Below are 25,499 nucleotides of genomic sequence, written 5' to 3'. Positions count from 1 at the left end.
TCGTGAGGCTTTGCCGAAGCGTCTCCTGATTCGCGGCAGCGCGCTTGGGCGTTTCCTGGCAAGTCCGTGTGGTTAATCCTCGTCCGGTTAGTCGTCTGCGTTGCGGTGCAGCAATTGTTCCCCCTCCATGCTGGCGTTTCTCTGCCACGGCTGAGAAAGGGCCGGCCCTCTCCCGGTCATCTCCTGCGATATAGAATTATCCGCATCGCATATGTGATATTACGCCTGAGACCCGTCGTCCTTGACTCCATTGGCCGGGATCGATCCGTTGTGTAGTGGCTGCGTCGGGAAACAACACTTTCTTTCCTTGAGCACATGATTTTGTTTCGGCCCCGATTTCCGATACCGGCTTGCTGTGGTTTAAAATCTTTTTAACTTTTGATACTTTTACAAGTAAGCTGGCGCTTTTCGATGGCTTTGACTCTTGGTCATTTCCGTTTTTATATTTGGAAGTGCTTGTTTTTTGTTTCGTATTGTCGATCCAGCTGGCTTTTCGATCGCGCCTTGTATCTCCCGGCTAAATGTTATTTGATCCTGCCTGGTCCCTTCCTGGTTGAATGGGGTGGGGGCGTGTGTTAGTTGTCACTCCAAAGGTTTGGGCGGTATTCCATAGAGGGAAATGATGCGCATCATCGCAAACATTCGCACTGCGGTCCTGGCAGTCGGATTGGTCACTGTCGGCGGCTCTGCCTGGGCGCAGGAATGCACTTGCCGGGTTCCCTTGTCCGAAGGCGCCGTCGGTCGCATTCTCAATGCATCCGGCGACGTTCGCATTGCGCAGTCCACCAACTTCGCCCGCGCGACGGGTGGGACGGAGGTCGCGCAGGGCACCCGTATCATCGTTGGTCGTGGGTCGGCGAATGTGCGCCTGGGGAACAGCTGCGACATCGCGCTCGGCGCCAACTCGTCCCTGACGCTGATCTCGTCCAACGGGTCCCTCTGCGCAGCGGTCGACACCGCGCAGACGACGGCCTCCAGCAATGTCGGTACCGCGCTGGGCGTCACGGGGGGAGCGTTGCTGGTGGTCGGCGGCGCCATCTTGTTCAGCCAGGACGATGACACGCCGCCGCCCGTCAGCGTTCAATGACGGCGCCGGCCGGTTTCCGGCCGATCCGGGCTTTGTTGCTCGCTGTCTTTGATCTGGTATCTGACGAGAGCGGCACGGCCCGGTGACGGGTCGCGCCCCGAATATGCCTTAGATCGATGACCGGCATGATCGTGACAATCCAGCCGATCATGGGCGATCCCGTCCGCGCTGACCCGGGCTCGGATCGTGTCCTCGAAGCTGCGCTTGTCGGTGGCGGCGGGTTTGTCGCCAAACCGGACGGTTCGCTCCTGGAGCATCAGCGCGAAAAAAGCGGCCCTTCGCTCTTTTCCGCGTCATCTGCGCCCTCTACCTTGCCGTCGTCTGCATGCGGCGTCGCGGCCCAATCCGATCGGACATTGCCCTGGCGATGATCGACATTCATTCGCACATCCTGCCCGGTCTCGACGATGGGGCTCCGGACCTCGCGACCTCCATCCAGATGGCGCGCTTGGCAGTCGCCGATGGAATCACGTGCATGGCCTGCACGCCGCACATCCTTCCCGGCCTCTACGAGAACACCGCGAGCGGGATCACGGTCGCAATAGGTGCGCTCCGCAAGGCCTTCGCCGACGAGGATATTCCCCTGGAGATCGTCACCGGCGCAGACGTCCATGTCGCGCCTGACCTCGTCGAGAAGTTGAACGCAGGGCTCGTGCCCACTCTCAACGGGTCGCGCTACTTTCTCTTCGAACCCTCGCACCGGATTCTCACGCCGAGACTGGAAGAGTTTGCCGAACGCCTCATTGGTGCCGGTTTCATCCCCATAGTAACGCATCCAGAGAGGTTGCAATGGATCCGCTCGTCGTACGGCGTGATCCAGAGCCTGAACCGGATCGGATGCCTGATGCAGATCACGGCCGGTTCGGTGCTGGGGGAGTTTGGCAAGGTGCCGCTATACTTTGCGGAGAGGCTCTTGGACGAGGGGCGGGTCGATATCCTGGCCAGCGACGCGCACGGCACCACGCGTCGGCGTCCTCTTCTTTCGCGTGCGCGCGACGCGGTGGCGCAACGCCTGGGCGAGGCAGAAGCCAACGCCATGGTTGAAACCAGGCCGGCCGCCGTGCTCTGTAATGCGACCATCGCACCTGTGGGTCAGTTCAGCGAGGCGCGCGTGCCTGAGCCGGAGCGACGCAGTTTCTTGAGTCGATTATTCGGGCGGACCAATTCCTGATGCGCAACATCTCCTACAGCCGGTCGCGACTGGCGCTCGTAGCGGCGGCACTCGTCCTCGTCGTCTCGGGTTGCTCTTCGACGGAAACGCCCACGTCGGTTGCCGGCGGTACGGCGCAGGACGTGCTGGCGCTGCAGGGCTCGGCTGGCGGGCGCGCCGGCGAATTGCGGGTGGTCCGCGATCTGCCGCCGCCGACCGATACGCAGGATGGCCAGGAACAGCCGCTCGCTCCCAACGACATTCTCGAGGTCGACGTGTTCCAGGCCGATTCGCTCGACCGGACGGTGCAGATCGACTCGGCTGGTCGGATTTCGCTTCCCCTGATCGGTCCGATCCAGGCGGCAGGCAAGAGCGTGCGGGTGCTGGAAAAGGAAATCGAGACAGCCTACGGCCGCAACTATCTCCAGAATCCGGACGTGACCGTCTTTCTGAAGCAGTCGTTCGGTCAACGCGTGACCATCGACGGGGAAGTGGCGAAGGCCGGCGTCTATCCCGTGTCCGCCAGTTCCACGCTGATGGAAACCATTGCGCTCGCGGGCGGCTTCCGGCCGATCGCCGACCAGTCAAAGGTTTATGTCTACCGGGATGTCGGCGGCCAGAAGCTTGTCGCCAATTACGACGTCGCCGAAATAAGGACCGGGCGCAAAGCGAATCCGCGGATATACGGCGGTGATGTAATCATCGTGTTCACTTCACAGACCAAAGTCGCTATGCAGAACCTGAAAGAGGCGTTGGGCATCGCGACCAGCGCGTCGAGGCTCGCGATAGTCCCGTGATATCGCGGATTCGAAGAGTTGCTTGAGATGAATCGACAGATCCAGCCAGGAGGGCCCGGTTCAGCATATCCGCTGCCGTCCGAGTATCTGTACGACGGCCCGTATCGGTATGCCTCCTACGGCTACCGGGAACCGGAGCCGGAGCCCGATTCCTTCAGCCCGCTCACGCTGCTTCTCTATGTCGTACGATATCGCTGGCTGATTGCCTTCGTCATGGCCGTTGGCGTCGTTTGCGGCGCCGTGTTCACGATGATGCAGACCCCGCGCTACATGGCGACCGTTCAGCTCGAGGTTCTGGTGCCGTCGGCGAAGGTGTTCCAGGATATCGAGGTGGTGTCGGAAGTGTCGGATGTCCGCTCCTTCCTGACGGCGCGCGAGAAGCTCAGGAGCCGCGCGCTCGCGCAGCGCACCGTCTACGAACTGGGCTTGACGGACAAGCAGGATTTCCTGTTCCCGAAGCCCGACTTCTCGCCGTTCAATCTGTTCGCGCGCGCCTTCGGCATCGATCGCACGACCGACATTGCGCAATACTCGCCCGAGCAGCGCGAGGCCATCGCCGTTGGTCGGGTCATGCAGAACCTGTCCGTCGATCTCGTCACCAACACCAGCCTGCTCAAGGTCAGTTTCAGCGACCAGAATCCGGTCTACGCGCAAAGCGTCGCCAACCAGGTGGCGCAGAGCTTCATCGACCAGAGGGTGGACCAGACGAGCGAGACGTCCGGTCTCGCACGGCAGTTCATCCAGGAGCAGGTGGTGCAGGTCAAGGATCGCCTGCAACAGTCCGAGAAGGCGCTCGTCGACTACGCCAAGGAAGCGGGGATCACCGTAACCGGTGACGAGAACTCGCTGATATCGGCCAACATGACGGCCATCAATGGCGCGCTCGCCAAGGCGATCGAGGAACAGCTCGAATATGGCCGGCTGGTCCAGCAGATCGACGCCGGCCGGGGTGATGGTCTCGAGCAGGTCCTGAAGAGCGAGGGGCTGGAGCGCATTCGCGGCCGCATCGCCGAACTCAGCGCCGAGTACCAGCAGAAGCTCTCGCTCTTCAAGCCGGGCTTCCCGGAGATGCAGCAGCTGAACTCCCAGATCCAGGAGCTCCGCAAGCAGGCCAACAATGGTATCGCCGTCATCACGGAATCGATCCGTCTGAAGCACGAGGAGACCGTGACGAAGGTGTCCGACCTTCGTTCGAAGCTCGCCGAACTCGAAGCCGAGCAGGCAGTCTATCAGGACAAGAACATCCAGTACACGATCCTGAAGCGCGACGTCGAATCCTACCGTTCCCAGTATGAGAGTCTGATCGACAAGCTGAACGACATCGGCGTCGGGGCCGATCTGAAGACCCAGAACGCAGCGATCGTCGATCTGGCCGTTCTTCCCGGCGCGCCCTACTCGCCGCGGATGACGATCAACGTCGCGCTGGCGCTCTCCCTGTTCCTGACGCTCGGCGCGGCACTGATCTACGTTCTTGAACTGCTGAACAACACCTTCTCGAATCCCGAGCAGGTCGAGAAGGAGCTCGGGTTGCCGGTGCTCGGCATCCTTCCGTCGGTGGACGAGAGGGATATTGCGAACGCGCTTGCCGACCAGCGGTCGGGACTTTCGGAGGCTTACCGGTCGCTTCGGACCGCGTTGCAGTTCTCGGGCAGCGAAGGCATGCCGCGGACCTTGCTGGTCACCAGTTCGGAGCCGTCGGAAGGCAAGTCGACGACGGCCTTCAAGCTGGCGCAGGATTTCGCGTCTCTGAACACGAGCGTCCTTCTGGTGGATGCGGACATGCGCAAGCCGAATGTTCACCGCCTGTTCGGGCTCGACAACACCCTGGGGCTCAGCAACCTCCTCACCAACACGATCCGCCGCGAGGACTATCCGAAACTGCTCCGGACGACGAAGTTTCAGAACATCACCGTGCTGACGTCCGGGACGATTCCGCCCAACCCCGCCGACCTGCTGTCCTCGTCGCGGATGGCTGCGGCGCTGAGCGGTTTTTCGAAGCGCTACGATCTGGTGATCATCGATGCGCCGCCGATCGTCGGTCTTTCGGATGCGCCGATTCTCAGCCGCCTGGCGGACGGATCGCTGCTGGTGGTATCGGCAAACCAGGTGACGCGCAAATCGGCCGTCAATGCGTTGAAGCGGCTTCGCGCGGCCGGTGCGAACGTCCTTGGAACGACATTGTCGAAGTTCGCGGTCAGCCGTCTCGACTACAATTATGCGTACCGGTACATCAACAGCGACTACTACTCCTATGGAGCAGAGACTCCGAGGCTTGCCGGGACAGCCGGTCGCATGGAGGGAGAAGAGGTTGGTCAGGATCCGACGCTTGGCGATCTGGCTCGTGGCGTCCGCGGCCGTTTCGGCGCTTTTGTTGCACGCCTTAAGCAGGCTGGTTGAAGAAACGGATCCCGAGCTTGCGCTGAGCCTTTTTCCGTTCAATGCGGAGGCGACGGCTCATCGAGTCGAGAAAATCCTCGACGCACAGCCGGCGCAGGAGGACCTTCCCGCCATCGAGGCACTGCTCGATGGCGCGTTGCGGCTGCACGCGGGGCAGGCGAGGCTGCAAAGCCTTCGTTCGGAGGTGCTCCTGCGGCGCGGTGACCGCGACGGCGCCGTCGAGGGTTTTCAGCAGGCCCTCCGGCTCTCCAAGACCGAAAGTGCCGCCTTGCAGCGAACGATCGCCTGGTCGATCGAAAGCCACGACGTCTCGGGCGCGATCCAGAACATCGACATTCTGCTGCGGCGCCATCCCGCCAAGATCAGGGATCTGGCCGGTCTGTTTTCCGCGCTCGTCGCGACGGAGGAGGGCTATGCCGAGCTGCGCCAGCGCCTTGCGGTGATGCCGCCATGGCGCGGCGCCGTCTTCGCGCAGATTGCCGCGGACCCTGCACGTCTCGCAGCCGGCTCCTCGCTCCTCATCGACCTGCATGAAGCGGGTGCGCCGGTGGGCGACTGGGAGGTCTCCACCATCATTCAGGCGCTCATCCGGGAAGGCCGCGCGCTCGAGGCCTACAATCTGTTCCTGGGCACGCAGTCCGACGAGGACGTCGCGCTCGGCGGATACATCCATGACTCCGGTTTCGAAGGGCCGGCGAGTTCGAAACCGTTCAACTGGCAGATTCGCGGTCGACCCGGTCACGCGATCGAGCGTCTGCCCCATCCGGCCTTCGCGACGGAACCGTCGGGACTGCTCATCCAGTTCAACGGTACGCCGGTCAAGGACATGCACGTGCGGCAGGTGCTTCACCTCCCGCCCGGGCACTACGAACTCGCCATAGAGGTCAGCGCGGCGAATGCCAGGCTCCCGAAGGGGCTGTTCTGGTCCCTGCAATGCCTGTCGCCTTCACGCGAAATCGCCAGGCTCGACATTCCCGAGGGAAGCTATCGCGGAGAAACGATTTCGGCGCGTTTCGAGTTGCCGCCGACAGGCTGCCCGCTCCAGGTCATCTCCGTGCACACGGGCGTCATCGCCGAGAGCTGGAAGGACCGCTACGCTGGCAATGTTGCCGTCCGACGCCTGCACGTCCGCAAGGGCGTCTCCTGATGTCCACCACGGAAAGCCGGGGAAAGATAGGGCTCGGCATCGTCCTGTTCCTGGCTCTCGTCCTTGGCGGCGGAGCGGGGCCGGGGCTGTTCACCGATTCCCTCCTGCAGGCTGCAATCGTCGTGGCCGTCGCCTTCGTCCTTGCCGGTCCGCGCCAGGTTGCCGCGTCGCCCATCGTCCTGTCCTTCCTGATCCTCACCTTTCTGGCGGGCCTGCTTCAGGTTCTGCCCCTGCCTGCGTGGATGATCGAAGGCACCCGCCCGGAGGTTTTCAATCCGCATGGCGATGGCTCCGCCTACCGTCTCGTCAGTCTTGGCGTCGGTCGGACGCTGGAGGCGATGGCCTTCGCCCTTTGCGGACTGCTCTTTGCGCTTGCGGTCTCGACGCTCCGCGGCGAGCATGTGCGAGGGCTGCTGCCGTTCTTCTTCATCGGCGTCGCCTGCAACATGCTGGCCGGCGCCATGCAGTTCTCCATGGCGCAGGACACGCGCCTGGAAAGCTGGTTGCCCTATGTCATCATGGCCGGGCTGTTTGCCAACGTGAACCACTTCTCGACCCTGCTGTTCGCGACCATTCCGCTTCTCGTCTATTACGGGCTCTTCGTCGGGCGGGGCGTCCTCGTGAGCCTCGCCATTCCCGCGATCCTTCTCGTTCTTCTGGCAGCGGGCTCGAGGGCAGGGGTCCTGATCGGCCTCGCGATCACCGTCCTGTCGCTTCTGTTCCTGGCGTGGCGATCACGGATCGGGACCGTGACCATCGGCGCGCTGTTTGCCGGGCTCGGGGTCTACAGTTTCGGCGCCACCACCAAGTTCGTCGGCGAACTCGACACCGCGTTCGGCCGGCTCGAATTCATGCGCAGCACCCTCGAAGGCATCAGGGAAAACTGGCTTTGGGGTATCGGCTACGGGAACTTCACCAGCGGCTATGGACTCTACGAGCGCGGCGAGATGATCTTCCGCAACTATGTCAATCACGTCCACAACGACTATCTGGAAGTCGCTTTCGAAGGCGGCATCCTGGCAATGGCCCTGATGGGCTTCTATGGGCTATGCGTTCTCGCGCGGCTGCGTCACCGGCTCGATCCGTTGCAGCGGGCCGCCTTCCTGTCGATCTTATTCATCCTGCTTCATTCCTCGGTCGACTACCCGCTGCGAACCATGGCCATCGCCATCACCTTCGCGCTGCTCAACGGCATCTACTTCCATCGTTTGCCGCTGTTCAAACCGCTGTCGCGGGACGAGGCGATCGAAGTCCAGCACAATGGCGACACCATCCTCGTGCCGATCGCGGAACCCGCAGGGTCGAGCCGTCGTCGCTCCCGGGCGCAGGCCGACGCCTGAGCCGCCACAGCGTGGTCAGCCGTGCCGAAAAGGCGGCTACATCCGCTTCGCCAGGATGGCCAGGGCGGCCAGCGGCAATTCCGCGCGCAGCAGCGCGATGCGCTCGGCGGTGAAGTGCCCCGCCTCGTCCATGAGGTTGAGCAGGCCGATCGTGGTTCCGGAAACGACGATGGGAATGTTGGCGAGGGAGCCATATCCTTGCGCGACATAGGCGTCGAAGCCCGGCAGCCAGGCCTCGATGGCTTCCGCGTCGTTGGCCACGATCGCTTCGCCATCCGTGAACAGCCTGCGAAACCAGAGGCTGTCCTCGATCGGATCGGCCGCGCCGAGCGGATACTGGTCGAGATTGGTCGAGAACATGCGCGTCAGAAACGGCTCGTCGCCGTTTGGCGCCAGAACCGTCATCAGCAGATACCCGACGTTCTCGCGGATGCGGTCGGCGAGGATGTCGAACATCGCGATCGCGCCGCGCGGCATGGCGTCGACGAGCGCGCCGCCCTCGATGCTCAGCGTCATCGCACGCTCTCCCCGATGATGGTCAGCTCGCGGGGGAAGCCCGACAGCGAGCGGCAGCCGTCACCGGTGACCAGAACGTCGTCCTCGATGCGCACGCCGATGTCGTCGGTCCGGTACAGTCCCGGTTCGATCGTGATGACCATGCCCGGCTCCGCCGGCTGGTCATTGCCCTTCATCACCTGCGGCGCCTCGTGCACCTCCTGGCCGAGACCGTGGCCGGTCTTGTGCACGACGAGATCGGAAAAGCCCGCCTCGACGAGAACGCCGGTCACGGTGCGGTCGAGCTCGTCCATGGTCAGGCCCGGCTTCGTGATGGCGCGCCCCTTGGCGTTGGCGGCAAGCACCGCCGCGTAGATTTCGCGATGTTGTGCGCCGGCGTCGCCGACGAAGAACGTCCGGGTGATGTCGGCATTGTAGCCGCCCCAGGCCGCGCCGAAGTCGATCAGCAGCGCATCGCCCCTTTTCAGCACGCGTTCGGCGCTGGGCGAGCCATGCGGATCGGCGGATGCCCCTCCGGCCAGAACGATGGGCTCGAAGGCCGGCCCGTCGGCGCCCTCCGCCAGCATCGCCGCCAGAAGCCGCCCGCGCACCTCCCATTCGCTCATGCCCGGCCGTACCGTTTCGATGGTGGCCGCAAGCGCCGTCTCGCTGATGGCGATCGCCTTTTCCATGGCCGTGATCTCGGCTTCGTCCTTGTGAAGCCGGATCGACGAGATCGCCGCATGGGCATCGAGCACCGGTGTCTCGCGAAAGGCGCGGCGCAGGGCTTCGGCCTCGAAAACGCGCATGCGTTGGCCTTCGACGCCGATGCGGGAGGCGTTCAGACGGCGCGCCACTGAGGCGAAGGCGGCATCGAAGCCATCCGAATCCTGCCAGTAGTCGGTCTCGACCTCCGGCGCGAGCGCTTGCCAGCGGGCTTTCTCCAACTCCGGTATCACGGCGTGCATCGCACCCGACCGGGTGACGAACAGCACCGTTGGACGTTCCATCAGGTGGAAATGCGCGCCGGTCAGGTGGTAGAAATTCGCACCCGGTATGATCGCCACCGCTTCCGCATCGCTCGTTTCCATGGCCGCGAGCAATTTTTGCCTGCGCGCTTCCTTCAGGCCGGGCTCGATCATCTGCCGTCTCCAGTGCCGTTTCCGAGTGAAAACTTGATGCCGACCTTCGGTTCCAGCGACCGCTGCACCACGCGCAGTTCCGACATCACGTGATCGCTCGCCAGTTCCTCCGAGCGCGCCGGGTCGCCGGCCTCGATGGCGGCGAGCATGGCCGCGTGCTGGTCGACACAGCGCGCGGCTTCCTCGGCATCGAACAGGGGGTAATAGTGAAGCAGATGCATGCGCCGGCCATAGTCGAGCGCCAGCTTGTAGAAACTGCCCAGGAACGTGTTGCAGCTGGCCCCCGAGATCGCGTTGTGAAAGGCGAGATCGGCCGCAACGACGTCGTCGAGCCGACCGGAGGCGACCGCGGTCGCGTAGTCGGCATGGCGGGCGTGGATGCGCTCCAGCGTCTCTGGCGTCCGCATCTCGGCGGCGAGCCGGATGATGGCGCGCGACAGCAGCATCAGGGTGTCCATGTACTCATGTGCGTTGCTCATCGTGTGCGGCGTGACGATGGCGCTGCGGCCGGGCAGGAAGGTGACCAGATCCTCGCGCTGCAACATCAGCAGCGCCTCGCGGATCGGTGTCCGCGACAGGCCGAACCGCGCCGCCAGCGCCACTTCGTCGAGGGCCGAGCCCTGCGCCATGCGCAGCGACAGGATGTCCTCGCGCAGTTCCTCGTAGACCGCGGTCGAGCCGCGTCCGCGCTTGGCGAGGCCCGCGTCGGGCGCCTCCGCGTCGCCTCTCGTTGCTGTTGGTGCCTTGCGCGCGCCGGTCGCCAAATCCCGTCTCCTCCGACTTCCCCATGTGCTGCGTCCGGGGCTGCTTAGCCGACCTTGCCCGGTCGTCAAAGCCAAATTCCGCAGCGGAAATTCCGGTTGCATAAAGTTTGTATTATGCCTACGATCCTGTTGTCCAGAGGGAATGGCGACATAACGCCGACAAGAGGAGAACCGTCATGCTGAAAGGAATCTGCCGTCTTGCGGCGTCGACCGCGCTGGTCGCGGCCGCGCTGACCGGAACGGCTAATGCCAAGGACTGGAAGGTCGCAGTCTTCGCCTCGTCGGCCCAGAACGGCTTCAACCAGGCGATCTACGAGGGTGTCCAGAACAAGGCGAAGGAACTCGGCAACGTCCAGACGTCCATCTATGATGGCCAGTTCAACGCCGCGCTCCAGTACAGCCAGATCGAGGACGTTCTGGCCGGCGGCCAGTTCGATGCCTTCATCGTGGTGCCGAACGACACGGTCGGCATCGCCGGTGCCGTCGAAGAGGTGGGCAAGGCAGGAAAACCGCTGGCAACCGCGCTCTTCCCGATCGGGCCCGATCTCTCCAAGCTCGAGCCGCAGGTTCCGGGCGTCACGACCACCGTTGCCGGCCCGCCGGCCGCCGGTGCGCGCGCGCAGGCCGAGGACGTTGCGAAGTTCTGCGAGGGCAAGGATCCATGCAACGTCGCGATTCTGATCGGCCAGCGCATCTATCCCTTCGACAATCTGCGCTATGAAAGCTACGTCGAGGTTCTGGGCCAGCATCCCAACATCAAGATCGTCGCCACGGGCGAGGGCAATTACGACCCCGACAGGTCGCTGACCGTCATGCAGGACATCCTGCAGGCCAATGCGTCGATCGACGTCGTGCTCTCCAATGCCGACCAGCACCTGATCGGGGCCGAAATCGCCATCGAGGCCGCCGGCCGCGACGTCAAGGCGATGTACCTGTCGGGCGGCGGCGCTGCCTCCGTGGCCATCGAGGCGATCCGCGAGGGGCGCTGGGACGTGACGCTTGCGGCGTTTCCCGTGTCGATGGGATCCTACGCGCTCGACGCGGTCGTGAAGACGCTGGAAGGCAAGGAAGCGCCGAGCTTCGTCAACATGGACGAGGTCGGCCCCGTGCCGGCCATGATCAATGCCGAAGTCCTGGAGGCCAATCCGGACTTCAAGGGCGAATGGGCCCAGTAGACCCAGAAGACGACCCGATCGACACCGCCGGCCCCGAGGGGCATCGGGGCCGGCCCCTTCGACACCCTATTCTTGCGGGAGAATTGACGTGACAGGCAGGTCCTATCGCGTGTCGGCCGATATTGGCGGTACGTTCACCGATCTTGTGTTCCAGGATGCCGAAACCGGCGTGTGCGAAGCCTTCAAGGTTCTGTCCACGCCGCACAATCCGGCGCTCGCCGTCATCGAGGGCGTCGAAACGCATCTCTCGGGCGGCGACATCGCCTTCTTCGTGCATGGCACGACGGTGGGTCTCAACGCGGTGCTGACCCGGCGTGGCGCCAAGGTTGCGCTCGTCACCACCAGGAACTACCGCGACATCTACACCATTCAGGGCAACGACCGCGGCGAGATCTTCTCGATCCACTGGCGCAAACCCCGGCCGCTGGTGGAAATCCCAGACACCTACACCGTGACCGAGCGCGTCAATGCGAAGGGCGAGATCGAAACCGCACTCGACGTCGCCGAACTCGATGCCGTGGTGGAGGCGGTTCGCACGAAGGGCTACGAGGCCGTTGCCGTCTGCCTGCTCTTCTCGTTCAAGAACGCCGCGCACGAACTCGCCGTCGAGGCCTACCTGAAGGATCGGCTGCCCGGCATTCCGGTCACCCTGTCGCATCGCGTCTCGCCGGAGTGGCGCGAATATGCCCGCACGTCGACGACGGCCATGGACGCCTATGCCGCGCCGGTCGTGCGGCGCTACCTCGACACACTTGTCGCCCAGCTCTCGTCGCGTCTGCCGGAAGGCCGGCAGCTTCACGTGATGAAGTCGAACGGTGGCGCCATGACCGCGGCCGCCGCGACCGACATGCCGTTGCAGACGCTCCTGTCGGGACCGGTCGGCGGCGCGATCGGTGGCCAGACGCTGGCCGCCGAAATCGGCAAGCCGAACCTCATCTGCGTCGACATGGGCGGAACGTCCTTCGATGCCAGCCTCATCATCGACGGCAAGCCGTCCGCATCCAACGAGGCCGAGCTCGAAGGCCTGCCGATCCAGATGTCGGTGGTCGACATCCACGTGATCGGGGCCGGCGGCGGCTCCATCGCCTGGGAAGAGGCGGGTGCCGTCCGCGTCGGGCCGAAATCGGCCGGATCGGTGCCCGGTCCCGCCTGTTATGGGCGCGGCGGAACGGAGCCGACCGTGAGCGACGCCAACCTCGTACTCGGCCGGCTCGATTCGTCCAACTTCGCCGGCGGCTCGATGACGCTCGACAAGGACAAGGCGCGCGAGGCGGTGGGCGCGCTGGGCGCCCGTTTCGGACTGTCCACCGAAGCGATGGCGCAGGGCATCATCGACATCATCAATGCCAAGATGGCCGACGCCATCCGCACCATCACCATTCGCCGCGGCATCGATCCGCGCGATTTCGCGCTCGTCGCCTTCGGTGGGGCAGGGCCGGCGCAGGCTGTGGCGCTTGCCCAGCAGCTGGATATCCGCGAAGTGGTGATCCCCGTGATGCCGGGCGCGTTCTCCGCCTGGGGCATGCTCCAGACCGACGTCCGGCATGACTTCAAGATGACCTATTACGGCTTCTGGCATCAGATCGACGGGTCAGATCTCGCCGAGAAGTTCTCGGCCCTTGAGGCGGAAGGCACCGGCTACCTCAACCGGGAAGGCTTCGCCGATGCCGAGATCTCCTTCGAGCGCTTCGCCGATTTCCGCTACCACGGCCAGGAATATGTCCTGACCATCCCGGTGCCGGCGGGAGCGATCGACATGGCGGCCGTTCGCGCCTCTTTCGACGAGGCCTACGAGCGCCAGTACGGCCACTCGAGCCCGGAAGCGCAGGTGGAGGTCGCCAACCTGCGGGTGGCGGCGCTGGGTACGCTCACCCGTCCCGGCATCCCCGACCCGGCGGTGCGGGGTCGCACCGCGCCGCGCGCACGCCGCGTCTATTTCGACGGCGTCGAACATGACGCAGCCGTGCTCAACCGCGACGAGTTCGCCAAGGGCGAGGCGATCGAAGGCCCTGCCATCATCGAGGAGGCGACCGCGACGACGATCCTGCCGCCCGACTGGCGCGCCGAGGTGATCACCGGCGGCCAGCTTCTCCTGACGCGACGCTGAGAAGGACATCGACCATGGCCCATGCCGATCCGATCACCACCGAAGTCGTCCGCAACTTCGTCATCTCCTGCGCCAAGGACATGAATGCCGCGCTGTGGCGTTCCGCTTTCTCGGCGATCATCTACGAAGGGCGCGACAGTGCCGTCGCGCTGCTCGACGAGAAGGGCAACATGCTCGGCCAGTCGACCGGCGTGCCGCTCTTCGTCGGCGCGATCGATGCCTGCGTGAAGCTGGTGCTGGATCGCTACGGCGAGGACATCCATCCCGGCGACATCTTCATCCTCAACGATTCCTACCTGCAGGGCACGCATCTGCACGACGTCACCGCCATCGGTCCCCTCTTCTACAAGGACGAGCTCGTCGGCTTCGGCGCGGCGCGCGCGCATTGGCAGGACATCGGCGCCATCGACCCCGGCTCCACCATGGGCTCGACCTCGATCTTCCATGAGGGCCTGCGGCTCGGACCGACCCGCATCGTGACGAAGTTCAAGCGCATTCCCGAATGGTACGACCTTCTCACCCGCAATACGCGGCTGAAGGACATGACGATCGGCGACCTGAACGCCCAGATCACCTCGATCCGCACCGGCGAGAAGCGGCTGTCGCAGATCCTCGACCGGATCGGGGCCGACACCTATCGCGCCGCCTGTGCCAACATCTTCGAGCAGGCCAGGCTGCTCGATCGCGAGGCGATCGGCAAGCTCAAGGACGGCAGCTACTATCGCGAGGGCTATCTCGACGACGACGGCGTCACCACCGACCCGGTCAAGGTCGCGCTTCGCCTGACGATCGAGGGCGAGAAGATGATCATCGATCTCGAGGGCTCTTCGGGTCCGGTGCAGGGCTCGATCAACTGCGGCGCGGTGCAGACCGAGTCGCTGCTGCGGCTTGCCTACAAGACCATGATCAGCCCGGACCGGGCGATCACCGGCGGCTCCTTCTCCACCATGGAGGTGCGCATCCCCGACAAGTGCATCTTCAACGCGCGCGAGCCTGCCGCCTGCGAATGGTACTTCACCGGTCTCGGCCTACTCGCCGACCTGATGATCTCCTGCCTCGGCGAGGCGATGCCCGAAAAGGCGACCGCCGCGCATTACGGCGACTCCATGGTCGCGGCCTTCTTCGACATGGAGTCCGACCGCGGCCAGTGGATCTCGGTCGAGCCGACGGCCGGCGGCTGGGGCGGCGCCAACGGCTCTGACGGCGAAAGCGCGCTGATCAACCTCGTCAATGGCGGCTTCCGCAACCTTCCTGCCGAGGTCTACGAGACCAAGTTCCCAGTGCGGGTCGAGGAGTTCTCTCTGCGCCAGGATTCCGGCGGGCCGGGGCGCTGGCGCGGCGGCATGGGTGTCGTGCGCAGCTATCGGCTGCTCGAGGATTGCTACGGCGCGCTGTGGTTCGAGCGCTCGCGTACGCCGGCCTGGGGCATCAATGGCGGCGGCGACGGGCAAGGCCCCGACAACGACATCATCCACCCTGACGGCCGCGTAGAAAAGCCGCTGAAGATGCGCGCCCGGCGCTTCGAGAAGGGCACGCTCTTCGTCACCCGAACCGGTGGCGGCGGTGGCAATGGCAACCCGAAGACGCGACCCGTCGACGAGGTCCTCCACGATGTCGTGTCCGGCGCGGTCTCGCGCGAGGCAGCCCTTTCGCATTATGGTGTGGCGATCGGCTCGGACCTGACGGTGGATCCCGTCCGCACCGAGGCGAGAGCCTGACCGACGGCGAGAAGCCGGCGGTTCGCAGCGGGTTGGAAAGGCACGAGATGGCGGCTGGAACGGAGGTCGAAACGGGACAGGCGGCACGCGCTGAAGCGTCCGCCCCTTGCATCAGCCTCTCCGGCGTTTCGAAATCCTTCTCCGGCGTCGAGGTTCTGCGCGACGTGTCCATCGACTTCCTTCCCGGCGAGATCCACGGGCTTATCGGCGAAAACGGCGCCGGCAAGTCCACGGTCGGCAAGATCGTCGGCGGCTACTACTCGCGCTCTTCCGGCGACCTGATGGTCTTTGGCGAGAGCGTCACGCAGTGGGATCCGCCGCTGGCGCTGGCGCGCGGCGTCGCGATGATGCACCAGGAACTGCAACTCGTGCCGGCGCTGTCGGTCGCCGAGAACGTCTTCCTCGGCATCGAGCACAGCCGCGTCGGCTTTCTGGTCGGTGACGAGGACCGGCGGCTTGCCGACATCGCCGCCTTCGCCGGCTTCGACCTCGATCCCGCGGCAACCGCCGGCTCGCTCTCGATCGCCGACCAGCAGAAGGTCGAGATCATGCGAGCGCTCGCCCGCGAGGCGCGCGTCATCGTCATGGACGAGCCGACCTCGTCACTGACCCACGACGAAGCCGAGCGCCTGCACGGCGTCATGCGCAAGCTGCGGGACCGCGGCTGCACCATCATCTACGTCTCGCACTTTCTCGACCACGTGCTCGACGTCTGCGACACCGTCACCGTCATGCGCGACGGCGCCGTCATCCGCACGTCGCCAGCAGCCAACGAGACCAAGGCCTCGCTGATCGCCGCCATGATTGGCCGGCCCGCGGCCGATGTCGCCTATCCGCCGCTTCCGCCCGAGCCGGACCGCACCGGCACGCCGCTTCTCTCCGTGCGCGGCCTTGTCACGTCGACCGGGGTGCGCGGCGCGGATCTCCATCTCTGGCCCGGCGAGATCGTCGGCCTCGTCGGGCTGGTCGGCAGCGGGCGCACGGAAATCGCCCGCGCGATCTTCGGCGCAGATGCCTCGGTCGCAGGCATGGTAACGGTTGCCGGCGAAGTCTATGCCGACCGCTCGCCGCGATCCTCCATCGAACGCGGCCTTGCCATGGTGCCCGAGGACCGCCGCAAGCAGGGGCTCGTCCTGACGCAGACCGTGCGACCCAACATCACCCTGCCGCACCTTTCGGCCTTCGCGCGTTTCGGGCTGGTCCGCGCAGGCGCGGAGCGCAGCGAGGCGCGCCGCCTGATCGACTATTTCGGCGTCCAGCCCGGCCATGTCGACGGCGAAGTCGCCAATTACTCGGGTGGTAACCAGCAGAAGGTGGTGATGGGCAAGTGGATCCTCGGCGATCCCCGCATCGTCATTCTCGACGAACCGAGCCGCGGCGTCGACATCGGCGCGCGCCGCCGCATCCACGAATTCATCGGCGAGACGGCGCGGCGCGGCGCTGCCATCCTGCTCATCTCGTCGGAAATCGAGGAGGTGCTGGGGCTGGCGCATCGCGCCTACACGGTCTCGGGCGGCCGCGTCACCGGCGAAATCGTTCCAGCCGAAACGACGGTGGACGAGGTGATCTGGCGGCTGTTTCACGAACAGGGCGCCGACAAGGCAGGGGCAACGGCATGACGACGAGCGCGCGCGGGACGGAACAGGGCATCAGTGTCGCGGCCGCCCTGAGGTTTCTCCAGACCTATGCGGTCGCGGTGATGATCCTCGTCCTGATGGTGCTGCTCTCGCTGTCGAGCAATTCCTTCCTCACGGTTCAGAACCTGATCAACATCCTCAACCAGAACACGCCGCTTGCCATCATGGCGGCAGCGATGACGCTGGTCATCATCTGCGGCGGCTTCGATCTGTCGGTCGCGGCGATCTTCGCCGTGGCAAGCGTGACAGCCGCCTGGCTCGCGCTCAACGTCCACCCCTATGCCGGGCTGATGGCCGCGCCGCTGGTCGGCATGCTGCTCGGCTTCGTCAACGGGCTGACCATCACGACGCTGAACATCCATTCCTTCCTTGCGACGCTGGCGACGGGGCTGGTCTATCGCGGTATCGCCATCCTCATCACCGGCGGCACGCTGCTACCGGTGCGGCTGGACGATTTCACCTGGCTCGGCCGTGGCCGGATCGGCGTGGTCTTTTACGCGGTGATCGTGCTGGTCGTCTTCGCCGTGGCGCTGACCATCCTGCTGAACCGATCGACGATCGGACGCAAGATCCTCGCCGTCGGTGGCAACGAGGAAGCCGCGATCCTCTCGGGTATCCGCACCAAACGCGTCAAGATCGTCGCCTTTTCCATCAACGGCTTCGCGGCGGGGCTGGCAGCCGCCATCGCCACCTCCCGCATCTCTCTCGGCCAGGCGACGGCCGGCACGGGCATGGAACTCGAGGCCATCGCGGCCGTCATCATCGGCGGCACGTCGATCTACGGCGGGCAGGGTGCTGTCTGGCGCTCGGTGGCCGGTGTCTTCATGCTGGCGCTGATCAACAATGGGTTCAACATCCTCAACGCCGACCCCTTTTACAAGGACCTGACCACCGGCCTGATCATCGTCGCGGCGGTGGGTATCAGCGCGGCGGGCCGGCGACGATAGACGCCGAACCAACGATCTGCCGTCGCGCTCATTCCGTCGAATCAAGCGCCTCGCAAAAAGGGTATGTTTACCGCTGCCGGTGTTCGAGGGTGCATGTGCCGGGCTCATGGTGCATTGCACCAGACATGCGCCTGTTCCTCTTCGCCATCGCTTTCTCCACCTGTGTTTCCACGCCCGCCCGGGCGGGCTGGGAATGGACGAACTGGGGCATGACGCAGCACGCCGCCCGCCTTGCGGCGCCTGCCGGCACCGGGCGTGTGGACGAGCCGGTCGCGGGATCGAGCCTGACCATGCTCCTTGCGGTCGACGTCGAAGCGTCCGGGATCGATTTCCAGGCCCGGCTCGGCTTCAGCGAGTTCGGCGAACTCGGTCTGGTGGAGTTGCGACCGTCCGACGAGGTCAGGGACTGCGATGCGGCGTCGGATGCCCTCTTGCAGCAACATGGTGCCCCGGTGTCACGTCGGAGTTCACCCTCGCAGCGCTGGCTCTGGGCCGATGCCGAACGCGACACGCTGGTCGAATTCTCACGCGGCGACGATGGAAGCTGCCTGATCCGTCTGACGCCCTTGCCGCGGCGCAATCCCTATCTGCGCGGCTGATCGTCCGGACGGGCCTGCCAGGGGAAGCGCCCTTCGATCTCGACTTCGAGGGCGAAACTCAGGAAGGTTCGAATGAGGACGATCCCGGCCAGCACGGCGAGGCTCTCGAGCGTCGGGTCGATCGCGACCGTGTTGATGATGTCGGCTGCCACCAGGAACTCCAGTCCGAGCAGGATCGAGCGACCCACATCGCCGCGATAGCGCTGGAACGTCATCTCGCGCTGACTGTCGAGGATATGGCGAAGACCGAAACGCGCCGTCGCCAGCAGAATGCCGAGCACGATTGCGGCGATCCCGGCCACCTCGATCGAGCGGGTGGTCCAGTGCAGGAGCGCGTTGAAGAAGCCTTCGTCGATCATCGTCTGTCCCCGTCGCTTTGCGGCAGCGTTCCAGATGGCGAGGGTCGTGACAAGGCCGATGATTGCCTTGGCCGGGGTCCGCTCCCGCCATCGACGGCGGGAGCAGCCACACGCTCAGGCGGCCGAGTTCTTCCGCGACAGGCTGTCTTCCCAGGCAAGCGAGGTCTCGATGATGTCGTCGATCGCGTCGAAGCGCGGCGTCCAGGCCAGTTCCTTGCGGGCCCTCGCCGCATTGGCGATCACCGAGGGGAGATCGCCGGGACGGCGCGGCGCGAAGGCCACGGGGAAATCCTTTCCCGCAACCCGCTTGGCGCTGTCGATCACTTCCCGGACGGAATATCCGCGTCCGTAGCCGCAGTTCGCCACGAGGTTGCCGCCGCCATTGCGCAGGCGTTGCAAGGCCAGGCGGTGGGCCAGGACGAGATCGGAGACGTGGATGTAGTCGCGAATCCCGGTCCCGTCGCGCGTTTCCCAGTCGGCGCCGTAAACGTCGACATGGTCGCGTCGGCCATGGGCCGCCTCGCAGACGACCTTGATCAGGTGCGTGGCGCCTTTCGTCGACTGTCCGGCGCGGCCCTTCGGGTCGGCGCCTGCGACATTGAAATAGCGCAGGATCGCGTAGTCGAGCGGATGCGCGACCGCCACGTCGCGGAGCATCAGTTCGACCATGAACTTGGACATGCCGTAGGGCGTCTGCGGGGCGACGAGCGCCTCCTCGTCGAGCGGCCGCGAATCGCCGGCCGCGTAGATCGCCGCGGTCGAGGAGAAGATGAAGTGACGGACACCGCCGGCCACCGCGTGCTCGATCAGCGCGCGCGACTTGCAGGTGTTGTTCTCGTAGTAGAACAGCGGTCGTGAGATCGATTCGGGCACCACGACCGAGCCGGCGAAATGGATGATCGCGTCCACCGAATGGTCGCGGATGACGCGCCTGACGAGGCGCCGGTCGGCAACGTCACCCTTGTAGAACGTCGCTTCCGGCGCCATCGCCCATTCGAAGCCGGTCGAGAGATTGTCGATGACGACGACATCCTCGCCCGCGTCGAGCAATTCCCATACCATGTGGCTGCCGATATAGCCGGCGCCACCCGTGACGAGCACAGCCATGTGAGAGATCCGCCTGTTGTCCCGGCACACGTCCCCGGTGCGCCAACGAGCGGAATATGCACGACAATCGTCTGAAGTGCCGTTAAGTCAGCCGATGCAATTTTAACGATCAGCGTCAGCGACCGCCGATCCAGCCGGCAAGGCGCTCGGCGGCTTCCTCGACCTGGTCCAGGCGGCGATGGAAGCAGAGCCTGAGATAGCCGTCGCCGCCGGCGCCGAAGGCGGTGCCGGGCGCCAGCCCCACATTGGCCTTGTCCACGATCTCGGCTGCCGCCGCCCGCGCGTCGGGCAGGCCGTCGATGGCGAAGAACAGATAAAAGGCCCCGGCCGGTGGCGACAGCTTCACCCGGTTGGTGGCGCCAAGGATGCGGCAGACCAGGTCCCGCGCGGCACCGGCGCGTTCGACCTGTCCGGCAACGAACGCGTCGCCTTGGTCGAGTGCTGCCAGGGCTCCGCGCTGGAGGAACTGCGGAACACCGGAATTCGAATACTGGATCAGGTTTTCGAACATCTGCTGCAGGCTCGGGTGCACCCGCAGCCAACCGACCCGCCAGCCTGTCATGGCCCAGTTCTTGGAGAAGCTGTTGACGAAGATGATCCGGTCGTCGGGTTCCATCACATCGAGGAACGATGCCGCACGGCCGCCACGGTAGTGAAACAGTGCATAGATCTCGTCGGCGATGATCCACAGCCCATGCCTGCGGGCCAGTGCCAGGATCGCGGCAAGCGTTTCCCGGTCGGCGGTCCAGCCTGTCGGGTTCGACGGCGAATTGACGAACAGCACCCGAGTTCTGGGTGTGATGGCGGCGTCCAGGCGCTCGATGTCGAGGGTCCAGCCCCGTTCCGAGAAGGTGAGCTCGACGGGAACCGGCCTGGTGCCCATCACGCCGGCGGCGGCGGCGAAGTTCGGCCAGGCGGGCGACAGGTACACGGCTTCGTCGCCGGCGCCGGCGGTCGCCTGCAAGGCAAGCTGGATCGCATGCATGCCCGACCCGGTCACGAGGAACTCCTCGGCCGAAGCGGAGCGCCCGAAATGGCGGCTGTGGTAGTCGGCCAGCGCCCGGCGCAGGTCGGGCATGCCGCGCTGCCACGTGTAGAACGTCTCGCCGGCCTCCAGGCCCGCGACCGCGGCGGCGGTGATGAATTCCGGCGTCGCCTGGTCGCCTTCGCCCGCCCACATCGGGATCAGGCCAGGGCGTCCGCGGCCATAGTCGATGATCGAGGAGATGCCGCTGTCGGGCGCGAGCCGGGCTTCGGCTCGGATGTCGTCGAGAAGGCTCATGGCGGGGGTAATCCGTGTGCGAGAGGCGCACGGATTACCCCCGCCATGGACGCGGTTGCAATAGGCCAGTGCGGTGGAAACCGCTTCGCCGGGGTCTGGTCAGACGGTCCGGGTCGGGTCGTCGCGCTTGGCCAGCAGATCGCGGATTTCGGTCAACAGCAGAATGTCGGCGGGTGGCGGGGCCGGCTGGTCCGGCGTCGCCTTGGGTTTCTCCATCGTCCGGCGCATCCGGTTCACGGCCTTGATCATGATGAAGATGATCCAGGCGAGGATCATGAAGTTGATCACGACCGTGATGAAGCTGCCATAGGCGAAGACCGCGCCCTGTTCGCGTGCCGCGTCCAGCGTCGTGGCCGTCACGCCTGAGGCGAGCGGCAGGAAGTAGTTCGAGAAGTCGACGCCTCCGAAGATGGCGCCGACGATCGGCATGATGATGTCGTCGGTCAGCGACTTGACGATCAGGCCGAAGGCTCCGCCGATGATGACGCCGACGGCGAGATCGATCACGTTCCCCTTCGAGATGAACTCCTGGAATTCCTTGAGCATGGTCCCTCGTTCTCCCCGGATGGCGCCCCTCGCGGCCAGTCTCCGGTCTGGCGATTATAGCGTCGCGCGCGGCGAAGGAAACGTGCATCGGTCGGATGCCGCGGAACGTCGTGGAACGGGGTCGACTCAAGTCTGATTTGCATTTCGCCGCGAGTTGTCGAAAACATTCCCGTCGGGAGGACAGGGTGAATGCGCGGCTGGGTCGTCGTCATCATCGCCATCGCATATGTCACGCTGCTCTTCGTCATCGCGAGCCTCGGGGATCGCAGGGCGGCGCGCCGGCCCGACCGCGTGCGCCCCTACATCTACGCGCTCAGCCTCGCCATCTACTGTACGTCCTGGACCTTCTTCGGTTCGGTCGGCCTGGCCTCCGAACGGGGGCTGGAGTTCCTCGCGATCTACATCGGCCCGGTGCTGGTGTTTCTTTTCGGATACCAGCTGCTGCACCGCATCGTGCGGCTTTCGAAAGCCGAGAAAATCACCTCGATCGCCGATTTCCTGGCCGCACGCTATGGCAAGAGCTTCGTGGTGGCCTCCATCGCCACCATCATCGCAACCGTCGGGGCCATTCCGTACATCGCGCTGCAATTGAAGGCGATCTCGGATTCCGTCAGCCTGATGGTCGAGCACTACAATGGCCGCCCGCCGGAAATCGACCTGTTCCTCGGTGACATTTCGCTCCTCGTCGCCATCCTCCTGGCGCTGTTCGCCGTGCTTTTCGGCACGCGCCACGCCGACGCGACCGAGCACCAGGACGGGCTGATCCTGGCGGTGGCGGTCGAATCGGTCGTGAAGCTCGCCGCATTCCTGGCGGTGGGGATTTTCGTCGTGTTCCTGTTCTTCGACGGTCCGGCCGATCTGATCGAGGCGGTGCGCGACAACGCCGAGGTCGCGGCCGCCTCGGCCTATCCGACCTCGTTTGCCACCTGGTTCGTGCTGACGCTGCTCAGCGCCTTCGCCATCATCATGCTGCCGCGCCAGTTCTACGTCATGATCGTCGAGAACCGCGGGGCAGGGGAACTGCGAACCGCGACCTGGCTGTTCCCGATCTATCTCGTCTGCATCAACCTCTTCGTCATTCCGATCGCCTTTGCCGGGGTGGTGTCGGTCGGCAGCCAGACGAGCGCGGATCTCTACGTCCTGTCGCTGCCGCTGCTGGCTGGAAACGACCTCCTGGCCATGGCCGCCTTCATCGGCGGGCTCTCGGCCGCCACCGCCATGGTGATCGTCGCCAGCGTGGCGCTGTCGATCATGATTTCCAACGACCTCGTCATTCCGCTCCTGTTTCGCCGGCTCATCCGGTCGGGACGCTCGGGATATGAGGACTGGTCGCAGATCATCCTCAACGTTCGCCGCGCGGCCATCTTCCTGGTGCTGTTTGCGGCCTTTCTCTACTACCGTGAAACCACCCACAACACGCGCCTGGCCTCGATCGGCCTCATGTCATTCGCCGCGATCGCGCAGTTCGCACCGGCCTTCTTCGGCGGGCTCGTGTGGCGACAGGCCAATGGCCGCGGAGCCATCATGGGCATGACCGGCGGCATCCTGGTCTGGGCCTACACGCTGCTCCTGCCCTCGCTCGCTCCTGCCGACCTGCCGCTGGTCGTTCACGGACCGTTCGGCCTCGAGGCGCTGCGGCCGCAGGCGTTGTTCGGCGTCGTCGCCCAGCCGCTCAATCACGGCGTGTTCTGGAGCCTGCTCGTCAACACGCTCGGTCTCGTGCTCGGATCGCTGTCGCGAGCGGCGCGCCCGCTCGAGCGCATCCAGGCGTCCATCTTCGTGCCGCGCGAGGTGAGCCCGATGCCGAGCCTGCGCCGATTCCGCACCACGGCGACCGTCGACGACCTGAAGGACACGATCGCGCGTTATCTCGGCGCGGAGCGAACCGAGCGCTCCTTCGAGAGCTTCGCGCAGCGGCGTGGTCGCGAACTCGACGGCGCCGAGCCGGCCGACATGTCGGTCATCCGGTTCTCGGAACAGTTGCTCACGAGCGCCGTCGGATCCTCGTCGGCCCGTCTGGTCCTGTCGCTTCTGCTGCAGCGCCGCGACAAGACGGTCAAGGATGCCTACAAGCTGCTCGACGACGCCTCCGAAGCCCTGCAACACAATCGCGACCTGCTCCAGACGGCGCTCGACCAGATGGAGCAGGGCGTTACCGTCTTCGATCGCGATTTCCGGCTGATCTGCTGGAACCGTCAGTACCGGCTCCTGCTCGACCTGCCCGACGATCTCGGCCAGGTCGGCGTGTCGCTGGGCCAGGTGCTCGACCATCTGGCCGAGCGCGGCGACATCGGTCACGGGTCCGAAGGCCGGACGCTCGAGCGCTTCAACACCTTCGCCAGACCCTGGCAGATCGAACTCAAAGCCAGTGGCCGTATCCTGGAGGTCCGCTCCAACCCGATGCCGGACGGCGGCATCGTCGCCACCTATGCCGACATCACCGCGCGGGTGCATGCCGACATCGAGCTGAAGAGCGCCAACGAAACGCTGGAACAGCGCGTCGCGCGCCGAACCGCCGAGTTGCTCCGGGTCAACGAGGAACTTGCCCAGGCGCAGATGCTCGCCGAGGAAGCCAATCTCGGCAAGACGCGCTTCCTGGCGGCCGCCGGCCACGACATCCTGCAGCCGCTCAACGCCGCGCGGCTCTACTGCTCCTCGCTGCTCGAGCAGGCCGGAAAGGGACCGTCTGGTGCGGCCGCCGCCAACATCGAATCGGCGCTGGAGTCGGTCGAGATGATCCTCGGCGCCGTACTCGACATATCGCGGCTCGACGCAGGCGCCATGCGGCCGAAGGAAACCACGTTCCGGCTCGATGGCCTGCTGCGCCAGATCGGCACCGATTTCCAGCCCATGGCGAAGGAAAAGGGCCTCAGGCTGCGCATCGTTCCCTGTTCTCTGACGGTAACGACGGACCGGAACCTGCTCCGACGACTGATCCAGAATCTGGTCTCCAACGCCATCAAGTACACGCGCAAGGGCACCGTGCTCGTCGGTGCGAGGCGGCGCGGCGAACTGGTCGAGATCCAGATTCTCGACAGCGGCATCGGCATCGCGCCCGACAAGCTCAACACGGTGTTTCGCGAGTTCACCCGTCTCGACGAAGGCATGCGCGAGGCGCAGGGGCTGGGACTTGGGCTGTCGATCGTCGACCGTATCGCCCGCGTGCTGCGGCTGGAAATCCAGATCCTGTCATGCCAGCACCGCGGAACCCGCTTTTCGGTGATCATGCCGGTGGCCGAGCCGATGGCGGTGGACGCGGTCGTGACGCCGTTGCGCGCGGCCGAGGGCGGACAGTCGCTGGCCGGGCTCGACGTGCTGTGCATCGACAACGAGCCGCGCATCCTGGACGGCATGCGTCTCCTGCTGGAGGGGTGGGGCTGCCGGGTCACCACCCACGGCGCGATGCCAGACGTGTCCGACGACGCGCTCGGCGACCCGCCCGACGTCATCCTGGCCGACTACCACCTCGACCGCGACGATGGCATCCGGGTGATCCGGCGGCTGCGCGAAGCCTATGGCAGGGATGTTCCTGCCGTGCTGATCACGGCCGACCGGTCGAGCGAAGTGCGCGACAAGGCGGCCGCGCTCGACGTGGTCATCCTCAACAAGCCGGTCAAGCCGGCCGGCCTGCGCACCGTGCTGCAGCGTTGCCGCAAGATGTCGTCGGCGGCCGAATAGGCTGAAATCCGAATCGGTTGCAGCT

At 65.1% G+C, this 25,499-nt stretch carries 21 protein-coding genes; 14 read left to right on the top strand and 7 right to left on the bottom strand.

What is annotated here, in order from left to right:
* Nucleotides 1–619 precede the first annotated feature (619 nt).
* The 7 genes from EJC49_RS07530 (at nucleotide 620) to EJC49_RS07500 (ending at nucleotide 7,918) form a co-directional block, all read left to right on the top strand.
* On the top strand, nucleotides 620–1,087 hold the full coding sequence (locus EJC49_RS07530) for a hypothetical protein (protein WP_170314647.1): 468 nt from the start codon (nucleotides 620–622) through the stop codon (nucleotides 1,085–1,087).
* A gap of 116 nt (nucleotides 1,088–1,203) precedes the next feature.
* Entirely contained in the window at nucleotides 1,204–1,458 is a 255-nt protein-coding gene (locus EJC49_RS07525) for a hypothetical protein (protein WP_126698866.1), read from the top strand.
* The gene (locus EJC49_RS07520) at nucleotides 1,455–2,258 is read left to right on the top strand and encodes a tyrosine-protein phosphatase (protein ID WP_126698864.1); all 804 of its coding nucleotides are present in this window, start codon (nucleotides 1,455–1,457) and stop codon (nucleotides 2,256–2,258) included. The genes EJC49_RS07525 and EJC49_RS07520 overlap by 4 nt, the downstream gene beginning before the upstream one ends.
* 122 nt (nucleotides 2,259–2,380) lie before the next feature.
* A complete protein-coding gene (locus tag EJC49_RS07515; RefSeq protein ID WP_245453310.1) occupies nucleotides 2,381–3,034 on the top strand; it encodes a polysaccharide biosynthesis/export family protein in 654 nt (217 codons plus the stop codon).
* Nucleotides 3,035–3,061: 27 nt separating this feature from the next.
* On the top strand, nucleotides 3,062–5,431 hold the full coding sequence (locus EJC49_RS07510; protein ID WP_245453309.1) for a GumC family protein: 2,370 nt from the start codon (nucleotides 3,062–3,064) through the stop codon (nucleotides 5,429–5,431).
* Nucleotides 5,361–6,578 carry a tetratricopeptide repeat protein gene (locus tag EJC49_RS07505; protein ID WP_126698858.1) on the top strand — a complete coding sequence of 406 codons (1,218 nt, stop codon included), beginning with the start codon at nucleotides 5,361–5,363 and terminating at the stop codon, nucleotides 6,576–6,578. The genes EJC49_RS07510 and EJC49_RS07505 overlap by 71 nt, the downstream gene beginning before the upstream one ends.
* A complete protein-coding gene (locus tag EJC49_RS07500; RefSeq protein WP_126698855.1) occupies nucleotides 6,578–7,918 on the top strand; it encodes an O-antigen ligase family protein in 1,341 nt (446 codons plus the stop codon). Before EJC49_RS07505 ends, EJC49_RS07500 begins: the two co-directional genes overlap by 1 nt.
* A gap of 36 nt (nucleotides 7,919–7,954) precedes the next feature.
* On the opposite strand, the gene EJC49_RS07495 is transcribed toward EJC49_RS07500, so the two are convergent.
* From EJC49_RS07495 to EJC49_RS07485, 3 genes are read right to left on the bottom strand one after another with little or no spacing between them, the layout of a single operon-like run.
* On the bottom strand, nucleotides 7,955–8,434 hold the full coding sequence (locus EJC49_RS07495; protein WP_126698853.1) for a GAF domain-containing protein: 480 nt from the start codon (nucleotides 8,432–8,434) through the stop codon (nucleotides 7,955–7,957).
* A complete protein-coding gene (locus EJC49_RS07490; protein ID WP_210211767.1) occupies nucleotides 8,431–9,555 on the bottom strand; it encodes a M24 family metallopeptidase in 1,125 nt (374 codons plus the stop codon). The genes EJC49_RS07495 and EJC49_RS07490 overlap by 4 nt, the downstream gene beginning before the upstream one ends.
* Complete coding sequence (locus EJC49_RS07485) at nucleotides 9,552–10,319, bottom strand: GntR family transcriptional regulator (protein WP_170314646.1); 768 nt, start codon at nucleotides 10,317–10,319, stop codon at nucleotides 9,552–9,554. The genes EJC49_RS07490 and EJC49_RS07485 overlap by 4 nt, the downstream gene beginning before the upstream one ends.
* A gap of 176 nt (nucleotides 10,320–10,495) precedes the next feature.
* On the opposite strand from EJC49_RS07485, the gene EJC49_RS07480 reads away from it, so the two are divergent.
* The 6 genes from EJC49_RS07480 to EJC49_RS07455 all read left to right on the top strand — a co-directional run bounded on the left by EJC49_RS07480 (nucleotide 10,496) and on the right by EJC49_RS07455 (nucleotide 18,502).
* A complete protein-coding gene (locus tag EJC49_RS07480) occupies nucleotides 10,496–11,494 on the top strand; it encodes a sugar ABC transporter substrate-binding protein (RefSeq protein WP_126698849.1) in 999 nt (332 codons plus the stop codon).
* 88 nt (nucleotides 11,495–11,582) lie between these two features.
* Nucleotides 11,583–13,601 carry a hydantoinase/oxoprolinase family protein gene (locus EJC49_RS07475; protein WP_210211766.1) on the top strand — a complete coding sequence of 673 codons (2,019 nt, stop codon included), beginning with the start codon at nucleotides 11,583–11,585 and terminating at the stop codon, nucleotides 13,599–13,601.
* A 14-nt stretch (nucleotides 13,602–13,615) separates the two neighbouring features.
* A complete protein-coding gene (locus EJC49_RS07470) occupies nucleotides 13,616–15,319 on the top strand; it encodes a hydantoinase B/oxoprolinase family protein (protein WP_126698845.1) in 1,704 nt (567 codons plus the stop codon).
* A 47-nt stretch (nucleotides 15,320–15,366) separates the two neighbouring features.
* A complete protein-coding gene (locus EJC49_RS07465) occupies nucleotides 15,367–16,938 on the top strand; it encodes a sugar ABC transporter ATP-binding protein (RefSeq protein ID WP_126698843.1) in 1,572 nt (523 codons plus the stop codon).
* A complete protein-coding gene (locus EJC49_RS07460; protein ID WP_126698841.1) occupies nucleotides 16,935–17,903 on the top strand; it encodes an ABC transporter permease in 969 nt (322 codons plus the stop codon). The genes EJC49_RS07465 and EJC49_RS07460 overlap by 4 nt, the downstream gene beginning before the upstream one ends.
* Before the next feature lie 125 nt (nucleotides 17,904–18,028).
* Complete coding sequence (locus tag EJC49_RS07455) at nucleotides 18,029–18,502, top strand: hypothetical protein (protein WP_126698839.1); 474 nt, start codon at nucleotides 18,029–18,031, stop codon at nucleotides 18,500–18,502.
* On the opposite strand, the gene EJC49_RS07450 is transcribed toward EJC49_RS07455, so the two are convergent.
* From EJC49_RS07450 to mscL, 4 genes are all read right to left on the bottom strand, one after another.
* Complete coding sequence (locus EJC49_RS07450) at nucleotides 18,487–18,861, bottom strand: DUF1622 domain-containing protein (protein ID WP_126698837.1); 375 nt, start codon at nucleotides 18,859–18,861, stop codon at nucleotides 18,487–18,489. The genes EJC49_RS07455 and EJC49_RS07450 overlap by 16 nt on opposite strands.
* A gap of 114 nt (nucleotides 18,862–18,975) precedes the next feature.
* Nucleotides 18,976–19,968: a UDP-glucose 4-epimerase GalE gene (gene galE, locus EJC49_RS07445; protein WP_126698835.1), complete on the bottom strand. Its 993-nt coding sequence runs from the start codon at nucleotides 19,966–19,968 to the stop codon at nucleotides 18,976–18,978.
* A 115-nt stretch (nucleotides 19,969–20,083) separates the two neighbouring features.
* The gene (locus tag EJC49_RS07440) at nucleotides 20,084–21,250 is read right to left on the bottom strand and encodes a pyridoxal phosphate-dependent aminotransferase (protein WP_126698833.1); all 1,167 of its coding nucleotides are present in this window, start codon (nucleotides 21,248–21,250) and stop codon (nucleotides 20,084–20,086) included.
* A 99-nt stretch (nucleotides 21,251–21,349) separates the two neighbouring features.
* Nucleotides 21,350–21,796 (bottom strand): large conductance mechanosensitive channel protein MscL, encoded by a 447-nt coding sequence (gene mscL, locus EJC49_RS07435; RefSeq protein ID WP_126698832.1) that lies wholly within the window; start codon nucleotides 21,794–21,796, stop codon nucleotides 21,350–21,352.
* 189 nt (nucleotides 21,797–21,985) lie between these two features.
* Between mscL and EJC49_RS07430 the strand changes: the two genes are divergently transcribed.
* Complete coding sequence (locus EJC49_RS07430; protein WP_126698831.1) at nucleotides 21,986–25,474, top strand: PAS domain-containing hybrid sensor histidine kinase/response regulator; 3,489 nt, start codon at nucleotides 21,986–21,988, stop codon at nucleotides 25,472–25,474.
* Nucleotides 25,475–25,499: the final 25 nt, after the last annotated feature.

It is taken from the genome of Aquibium carbonis (assembly GCF_003970795.1).
GTDB classification, from domain to species: Bacteria; Pseudomonadota; Alphaproteobacteria; order Rhizobiales; family Rhizobiaceae; genus Aquibium; species Aquibium carbonis.
Note: the sequence above shows the minus strand (reverse complement) of the source record. Positions and strands in the feature narration are given on the sequence as shown.